The following is a 7,449-nucleotide window of genomic DNA, read 5'->3' as shown; positions in this document are numbered from 1 at the left end:
TTTACCTACAACTGTCCCGTGAGCGAGTTTGATAATCCTCAAGGCTTTTTTGACGGCATGAGTGTCGATGAGGCCAATGTTGCCCTTCACAAAACCTTCCAGTTTTGCGGCGTAAAGCCCTATCCGAGCTATTCGGTGCACGATATCTATAAATCTGAATTTGACATTAACGGTGTCCTAGACGGATTAAAAGCGTATTTGAAACACACCCTAAACTAAGGAGTACTCCGTGCGAAACGATTTTGAAAAAGCGATACACTTCCGCCATGCGTGTAAACTGTTTGATTCGTCCAAAACGATGAGCGGTGAGGATTTGACTTTTATTCTCGAAGCGGGACGCCTCAGCCCCAGTTCATTCGGAATGGAGCAATGGCAATTTTTCGTCGTCCGTGACATTGCGATGCGCGAAGCGATCCAAGCTGTAGCGTGGAATCAGTCTCAAATCACAACTGCCTCGGAACTCATCGCAATTGCGTATAAAAAAAATGTCCGCAGCACGGAGGATTACATCCGAAGCGAATTTGAGAAATTCAACTATCCCGATTATCTGCAGAACATGTATACCCAATGGATTGACCCGCGAAGCGACGATGGATTGGAGTGCTGGTCGTCACGCCAAGTCTATATCGCCGCGGCCAACATGATGAGTGCCGCCGCATCCATCGGGATCGATTCGTGTCCGATGGAGGGTTTTGACCGTAATGCGGTAGAAAAAATTATGGGAATTGATACCTCTGTTTACGGAGTTCCTCTTCTCATTCCGTTCGGCTATCGCGCCCAAGAACAACAGCCTCGTCTACGTTCCGAACTATCCGAACTTGTTACCTACCTCTAACGTCCGATCCTTCCGCTGCCGTAACGTGCTTTGCGCTCTGCGGTATAATCCCACCAGACACGCGGTTCTCCGCCGTCCATAAAATCGGTGATCGACATCAGCACGTCAAGCATACACGGGTCTTGTCTCTCGCCGAACGCTTCGCAAAAGCGAACATACAAAGCATAAGGGTCTTCCCCTTTTAGCTGGTTGGGAGAGATGATGCCGATACGTGCAAGATCATGAGCTACCGTTTTGCCGATATTGGGAAGATCAGTCAGTTTTTCAACGTTTTCTCGGGTCACTTTTGAGGGATTCATGAGACAACCTTTGTATCCATATTTATTTCGGACGTATCGAATAACGCCCCCGTTCCTTTTGTACTTCCAGCGATGTATTGAATATTTCCGACAAATTTACGCTATTCAGAACCTCATCTTTGTTTCCCGATGCATAAATAATCCCTTCTTTGATCAACACTGCTTTTTGTATCTCTTCAAACACCTCTTCGATATGGTGCGTTACCAAAATTACTGTTGTGCCGCCCTTAGCAAGAGAACGCATCATCTCGATAAAATCAAGCTGGGCTTTGATATCCAGTCCCACGGTAGGCTCATCCAGCAGTATGGCTTTGACCGGATGGACCAGCGCCCGAGCAACGATACATTTGCGCAACTCTCCGGTCGACATCTCACTCAAACGCTTCGCATGCAGATGTTGTATTCCCAATCGCTCCATAGCGCGTTCAGCCGCCGCTATCTGATCCGAATCGACCGATAAATGATCGAACAATCCTAACGTCCCGAAAAAACCGCTGATGACCGTCTCAAAACCGTTTAACTCCCCTCTCTCAAACGCAAAGCGGGTATGCAGTTCGTTCGTCACAACCCCCAAAGATTTTCGCAGTTCGGATACGACCCATCGCTCTTCGCCCAATATCTCTCGTCTAAAGGGCTCATGGATAATTGAGGGATAAAGTTCACAATTGATGAGCTTTATGAGGGTCGATTTTCCCGAACCGTTTGCCCCTAATATGACACAATGTTCCCCTTGCTCAATCTTGAGTGAAATATTTGTAAGGACAGGGAGATTATCGTACCGAAGCTCCACATTTTCAAAAAAAACTATCGAATTTATCCGTTCTTGCATACACATCCGTTCTCATGATCATTGACCATCCCGCTCGCTTGCATAAACGCATAGAGGGTAGTTGATCCTATAAATTTGAAGCCCCTTTTTTTAAGCTCTTTAGTCACCCTGTCGGAAATCTCTGACGTACATGCTGCCGTTTTATAATCAGAAACATCATTTATAATCGGATTCCCGTCGACTTTTCCCCAAAAATAGCTGTCCAAAGAGCCGAACTCTTGTTGAATTTCTAAAAACCCTTTGGCATTGGAGACTATCGCTTCGATTTTCGGACGGCTTTTAATGACCTCTCCGCTGCTTAGAATACGATCGATATCCGCGTCGGTATACAAAGCTACTGCAGAGAGATCGAATCCATCAAACGCTTCCCGATACCCTTCTCGTTTTTTCAGTACCGTCAGCAAACTCAACCCTGCCGACTGTGTTTCCAAACAAAAAAGTTCAAAAAGATCCCGATCATTATGCAAAGGTTTGCCCCACTCTTCATCGTGATAGGCGACATAAACGGGGTCACTCAATTTAACCCATCCGCAACGTGAAACAGACATTATTATCTCCACTCTTTCCATTGAAAATATCATAGCATAAACAGTTCAACAACACTTTTTTATGACGAAATGAAATATTCTCCTCGTATTGACAAAACATCACTATAATTTACGAATGAAAAATTATGTTCGTCTCATTCATACCCCCCTCGGCAAAATGATAGCTGCTGCCGATGAGAATGCAATCACTTCGCTAGACTTCACTAACGAGTCCGAGCTAATCCAAAACTCCGATGCGCCTCTCCTTCTCCGATTGGATGAAGAACTGCACGAATACTTCAAAGGGGAACGGAAAACGTTCACCCTCCCCCTCTCTCCAATGGGGACACCGTTTCAAAAGGGGGTTTGGGAAACGCTATGTACAATTCCTTACGGAGCAACAATTTCCTATGCACAAGAAGCTGAACAATTCGGAAATCCCAAAGCGATCCGTGCCGTTGCGAGTGCCAACGGCCGCAACCCCATCGCGATTCTCATCCCCTGCCACCGCGTTATCGCCAGCGGCGGCGGACTCGGCGGATACAGAGGAGGGATAGATAAAAAAAAGTTTTTATTGGAGTTAGAAAAAGGTATCGTAATTTACTACAATTATTAACTATCAATGCAGTACGACACGTGTTCCCAAGAGCTGTAAGCTTCACATAAATGTGGAAAAAACAGTGGATTGATTCCGCAAGCCGTATCTTTTATAATAATTTCCCCTTCCTCACTACAAATTACTATTTCACCGTGAGAAATAAATTTGGCACTATTATGGAGCAAATCAATCAGTAGCTTTTTTAAATTCATTCAATAAAATCCTATTATTAAATAGACTGGTAGTTTATTTTATATAAAGTATTCATGAGTATGATTAGACCATCAGTTTATAAAAGGATTACTGTGCCAAAAATTATAAATAAAGAGGAAAAAATTGACTATATTTGCGATGAAGCTTACAAAGTATTTATTGATGTAGGAATAGAAGAATTTTCACTAAATAAATTTATCACGGACATTAATATGTCAAAAGGACAGTTTTACCACTATTTTTCTACAAAAGAACAATTAATCTATCAAGTTATGTCAAAAAAAGCATTTGAGCTAATCAATAACATAAAAGAAAAATATAAATACGAAGAAAATTATATTGATAAAATTAATTTGATTTTTGAAATATATTTAAACGAAGAGAAATCCTACAGGGATTTAAGAAAATTATATATTAATACTTTACATATGTATATTACTTCAAAAGACTATGAAATCAAAGAGTTCAATAATAATTTATACAAAAATATCTTTAATAGTTTAGAGGAACTTTTTGAGGATGAGATACAAAAAGGTAATTTTCATCCAGATTCAAAAAACTTAGCAAAATCTTTATGTGCAACGGCAGATGGAATGTTTCTAGTATCAGTTATGATAGAAAATTATGATTTAAAAACAGAATTAACAAATTACTTTTTAGAGATTGAAAAGTTATCAAAAAAGAAATAATATGAACGTAATAAAAGGCAAAATATCATCCGTTTTTTTTCAATATTCAATACCTTCTGTATTAGGAATGTTGGCTATTTCATCGGCAAATATAGTTGATGGATTTTTTATAGGAAATTATGTAGGAGATTTTGGACTTGCGGCAATTAATATAAGTCTACCTATTTTCTCTTTACTCTTTGGATTTGCTTTAATGTTGGCGATTGGCAGTAGCGTTATATCTGGAAAGCTAATTGGAGAAGGAGAGATCAAAAACGCTTCAATTGTTTTTAGTAAAACTATCGCGTCTATCACTCTTTTTAGTTTTATAACTTGTACCGTTTTATTTTTAAATATAGACACAATTCTATATCTTTTTGGTGCAGATGAAAACTTAACAAAAATAGCAATAGAGTATTTATCGGTTATGTTGATTTTTATCCCTTTTTTAATGATTGGAATAGTGTTAGATTATTTTGTAAGAATTGATAATAGACCAAATCTTTCTTTTATCGCTTTACTCTCTAGTGCGGTTATAAATTTTATATTAGATTGGTTTATGATTGTATATTTACAAGAAGGTATTTTTGGAGCTGCACTAGCTACGGGTATATCTCAATTTGCTTTATTGGTTATTCTTTTACCCCATTTTTTTTCAAAAAAAGCGACTCTTAGATTTGTAAAACCACTAGGAAGTTATGCAGAAATTATAAAAGCTTGTTATAACGGAGCTTCAGAGTTTGTAAATGAAATTTCATTAGGAATAATGACTTTGATCTTTAACTATGTAATGATAAAAAATTTCGGTGTAGAAGGAATAGCCGCATTTACAGTTATAGAATATCTTATATTCATTGGAATAATGATAAGTTTTGGAATAAGTGATTCTTTGCAACCTATTATCAGTAAAAATTTTGGTGCAAAAGAGAATAAACGAATAGAAGAGTTTTTAAAATTAGCTTTTATATCTACCAGTTTGGTAGGTGTTGCAATGATAGTGTTCATCATCTTTATACCGGACACCCTTGCCAATATTTTTTTAGAAGATACGAATCAAAAAACGAAACAACTCGTTCTAAATTTTGCTGTATTTATATGGATAATTTTTCTTTTTGACGGTATTAATCTTGTAATTTCTGCCTATTTGACAGCGATCCATAAGCCTTTGGCTTCGATGATTATTGCCTTATCCAGAAGTTTTATTTTTCCGGTATTATTTATATTTGCTCTACCGTTTTTATTTGATACACAAGGGATATTTTTAGCAATCCCAATGGCTGAGGCTATTACCTTTATAATAGCAATAATTTTATTTAGAAAATTTAGCCCTAGAAAGATAATTTATAACTCCTAGTGTACTACACAATGATTATGTATGTCATATGAAAAGTCCATTGCTATGCAACAATATTAATCCCGGATGTTTTTCCTTGAAATCTTTCCAAAGCACTAAGTGCCTTATTATCATACATTACAGCTGTACTGTTCCCTATCGATTGGTTAAACTCTATCGACTGTTTTAATAAAGCAAAAGCATCTACTTTTTCATCCGAAGCATCTATAGAATTCCCTGATACCGTTATTTTCGGCCCCATCATAAGTACCAGTGAACTTGATTCATCCAATGACATCTCACCGTTTTTGATAAGGTTATTGACGGTTTCACGCAATTGACCTCGGGTCATATTGGTAAAATCGTATTTTTTTATACTCTCAAATTCTTGATTATCGGATGTCTGCATAGAGGTAGTACCATTCTCTACCGTTGCTCCATTGCCTATTTTTTGCATTGACGTATAGAGAGCTTGCGCCGAGTTTGAAACATACATGGAAAAATCCTTTTGCGTAACGTATCTTTTCTAAAAGAAACAAGCAAAAATAATTCCATTCAATTTACTTTACGACGTTTTCACTCTGATTTTCACCTTCTTTCACTAGAAAACTTTTCTCTCAAATAAACACGCATCCGCCAGTCCGTAATGGTCGGGAAGCCCTTCGATAGAATCCAGCTTGAAATACCCCAGATACTCGAACCCGCATTTTTTATAATGCTCGATCAACCCTCTGTTCTCACCGATGGTATCCATCCGAATGTAGCTTTTGTCATTCTCTCGCGCATACAGTTGCGCCCATTCTACGATCTGAGCGACGAAATTATTCCCTCTAAAATCGGGGTTGGTCGCGCTGCGGTAAATATAGACGGAGGGATAGAGAAAAAAAGTTTTTGTTAGAGTTAGAAAAAAAATTTGCTCTCTAGGGCTATTGCCCCAGAGCGAAAACGTTGGAAAGGGTATTAATATAATTAAAATATCCGGTAATAGAGACGGCTTCGACGATCTGGACATCGGTGTATCCTAAGGCTTTAAGCGCATCGATCTCTTCTTTGAGGATTTTATAGTTCTCTTTTTTGGATGCTTTGATACAGAAACTGAGAAGTGCTTTTTCGGCATCACTCGTCGTGATAGCCTCTACCCCCACAAGGACCTCTTCGATCCGCTGTTCGGAGAGTCCGAGCATTTTAGCAATCCCTTTATGGACATCGACACACATTTTGCAGCCGTTCTCTTTTGAGATCAAAAGGGCTATCGACTCTTTGATATCGTACGAGAGATGCGTTTCGTTCAGCAAAAAGCGCTGAACCATCCCGTCCGTTGCCAAATAGATGTTTTCATCCAATGCCAAGAGTTTGAAAATTTCACCGAGTTTCCCCGTTTTTTCTAAAATAGGTCGGGCTTTCTCTTGAATCGAAGGAGACATCTCTTCAAATTCACTTAATGCTATATGTGCCATTGTAATCCTTTATTTTATGTGTTTAAGGACGAAGTATAATACCGAAAATTCAACGATAAGTACTAATCACTATTTCATCGCCATCATCAAAAAACCTGTAAATCCGGCATTATCTGCACCGATCAAAGGAGAGACGTGTGATTTCATCTCTTTAAGTATCTGTGTATAGCGCATATAAAATTCATGACTCGGTTTTGGCTTGTATTCCAAACCGCTAATCTCGAAGAATTTGATAATATCTTTGGTCGTAGTCGGTTTGATAAAAAACTCTTTATCCCGTGCGTAATAATAAGGAATCAACGTCACGATAGACCATTTTGCAAGCTTGTAGATACTGAGGACATCAACAAGGATTCGAAACCCCTTCTCATGATCGGCGTGCAAAAGTTCATATAAGCCGATGGCAAACATATCTTGCTGTTCCATACTCATCGCTTTCACCATATCTCGAACTTTTGGTTTTTCAAAAAGTGAGATCAAAGAGGACTTGGAGACAATCTTGGCAAAGCTCTCACCTATCTCTTCGGTACGCGAAAATTTCTCAGGTGCAAACATCTCCTGTACACTTTCACCTATTTTTGCCGTATTGTGCCGTTTGATGATCGGTAGCAGTGCTTCGTCTTCGAATCCTTTGGGGTAAAAGAGAAAAAAATTAGCTTCGGCTTCTGTCAGTTTTTTTAGATTCATATT

11 protein-coding genes and 1 pseudogene are annotated in these 7,449 nt (G+C 38.8%); 5 read left to right on the top strand and 7 right to left on the bottom strand.

The features are described from left to right. Positions 1-219 (top strand): annotated as a pseudogene (locus Q0C19_RS09725) (flavodoxin family protein); the annotation flags it as partial. 10 nt (positions 220-229) lie between these two features. Continuing rightward, on the top strand, positions 230-835 hold the full coding sequence (locus tag Q0C19_RS09720) for an NAD(P)H-dependent oxidoreductase (protein WP_295055505.1): 606 nt from the start codon (positions 230-232) through the stop codon (positions 833-835). Here the strand turns inward: Q0C19_RS09720 and Q0C19_RS09715 are convergent. From Q0C19_RS09715 to Q0C19_RS09705, 3 genes are read right to left on the bottom strand one after another with little or no spacing between them, the layout of a single operon-like run. After that, a complete protein-coding gene (locus tag Q0C19_RS09715) occupies positions 832-1,134 on the bottom strand; it encodes a helix-hairpin-helix domain-containing protein (RefSeq protein ID WP_295055503.1) in 303 nt (100 codons plus the stop codon). The genes Q0C19_RS09720 and Q0C19_RS09715 overlap by 4 nt on opposite strands. Before the next feature lie 22 nt (positions 1,135-1,156). Further along, positions 1,157-1,963, bottom strand: coding sequence for an ATP-binding cassette domain-containing protein (locus Q0C19_RS09710; RefSeq protein WP_295055502.1), 807 nt, complete (start codon positions 1,961-1,963; stop codon positions 1,157-1,159). Beyond that, positions 1,948-2,511: a DNA-3-methyladenine glycosylase I gene (locus Q0C19_RS09705; protein ID WP_295055500.1), complete on the bottom strand. Its 564-nt coding sequence runs from the start codon at positions 2,509-2,511 to the stop codon at positions 1,948-1,950. Before Q0C19_RS09705 ends, Q0C19_RS09710 begins: the two co-directional genes overlap by 16 nt. A 115-nt stretch (positions 2,512-2,626) precedes the next feature. Between Q0C19_RS09705 and Q0C19_RS09700 the strand changes: the two genes are divergently transcribed. The 3 genes from Q0C19_RS09700 to Q0C19_RS09690 all read left to right on the top strand — a co-directional run bounded on the left by Q0C19_RS09700 (position 2,627) and on the right by Q0C19_RS09690 (position 5,323). After that, positions 2,627-3,106, top strand: coding sequence for a methylated-DNA--[protein]-cysteine S-methyltransferase (locus Q0C19_RS09700; RefSeq protein ID WP_295055498.1), 480 nt, complete (start codon positions 2,627-2,629; stop codon positions 3,104-3,106). A gap of 287 nt (positions 3,107-3,393) precedes the next feature. Further along, positions 3,394-3,990, top strand: a complete 597-nt coding sequence (locus Q0C19_RS09695; RefSeq protein ID WP_295055496.1) for a TetR/AcrR family transcriptional regulator — start codon at positions 3,394-3,396, stop codon at positions 3,988-3,990. 1 nt (position 3,991) lies between these two features. Next, positions 3,992-5,323: an MATE family efflux transporter gene (locus tag Q0C19_RS09690; protein ID WP_295055495.1), complete on the top strand. Its 1,332-nt coding sequence runs from the start codon at positions 3,992-3,994 to the stop codon at positions 5,321-5,323. A 43-nt stretch (positions 5,324-5,366) separates the two neighbouring features. Here the strand turns inward: Q0C19_RS09690 and Q0C19_RS09685 are convergent, their stop codons facing one another. The 4 genes from Q0C19_RS09685 to Q0C19_RS09670 all read right to left on the bottom strand — a co-directional run. Further along, the gene (locus Q0C19_RS09685; RefSeq protein ID WP_295055493.1) at positions 5,367-5,798 is read right to left on the bottom strand and encodes a hypothetical protein; all 432 of its coding nucleotides are present in this window, start codon (positions 5,796-5,798) and stop codon (positions 5,367-5,369) included. 105 nt (positions 5,799-5,903) lie between these two features. Next, on the bottom strand, positions 5,904-6,314 hold the full coding sequence (locus Q0C19_RS09680; protein WP_295055491.1) for a GNAT family N-acetyltransferase: 411 nt from the start codon (positions 6,312-6,314) through the stop codon (positions 5,904-5,906). Further along, complete coding sequence (locus Q0C19_RS09675) at positions 6,229-6,759, bottom strand: carboxymuconolactone decarboxylase family protein (RefSeq protein ID WP_295055489.1); 531 nt, start codon at positions 6,757-6,759, stop codon at positions 6,229-6,231. Before Q0C19_RS09675 ends, Q0C19_RS09680 begins: the two co-directional genes overlap by 86 nt. A 69-nt stretch (positions 6,760-6,828) precedes the next feature. Beyond that, a partial coding sequence (locus Q0C19_RS09670) for a hypothetical protein (RefSeq protein ID WP_295055487.1) occupies positions 6,829-7,449 on the bottom strand: 621 nt, incomplete at its 5' end.

Source organism: Sulfuricurvum sp. (assembly GCF_023250475.1).
Taxonomy (GTDB): Bacteria; Campylobacterota; Campylobacteria; order Campylobacterales; family Sulfurimonadaceae; genus Sulfuricurvum.
This window is presented reverse-complemented; position numbering and strand designations above follow the sequence as displayed.

Coding starts and splice junctions, on each gene's coding strand:
- Q0C19_RS09715 (WP_295055503.1), bottom strand. CDS start 1,134: ATGAATCCCTCAAAAGTGACCCGAGAAAACGTTGAAAAACTGACTGAT.
- Q0C19_RS09710 (WP_295055502.1), bottom strand. CDS start 1,963: ATGCAAGAACGGATAAATTCGATAGTTTTTTTTGAAAATGTGGAGCTT.
- Q0C19_RS09705 (WP_295055500.1), bottom strand. CDS start 2,511: ATGTCTGTTTCACGTTGCGGATGGGTTAAATTGAGTGACCCCGTTTAT.
- Q0C19_RS09700 (WP_295055498.1), top strand. CDS start 2,627: ATGAAAAATTATGTTCGTCTCATTCATACCCCCCTCGGCAAAATGATA.
- Q0C19_RS09690 (WP_295055495.1), top strand. CDS start 3,992: ATGAACGTAATAAAAGGCAAAATATCATCCGTTTTTTTTCAATATTCA.
- Q0C19_RS09685 (WP_295055493.1), bottom strand. CDS start 5,798: ATGTATGTTTCAAACTCGGCGCAAGCTCTCTATACGTCAATGCAAAAA.
- Q0C19_RS09680 (WP_295055491.1), bottom strand. CDS start 6,314: ATGTCCAGATCGTCGAAGCCGTCTCTATTACCGGATATTTTAATTATA.
- Q0C19_RS09675 (WP_295055489.1), bottom strand. CDS start 6,759: ATGGCACATATAGCATTAAGTGAATTTGAAGAGATGTCTCCTTCGATT.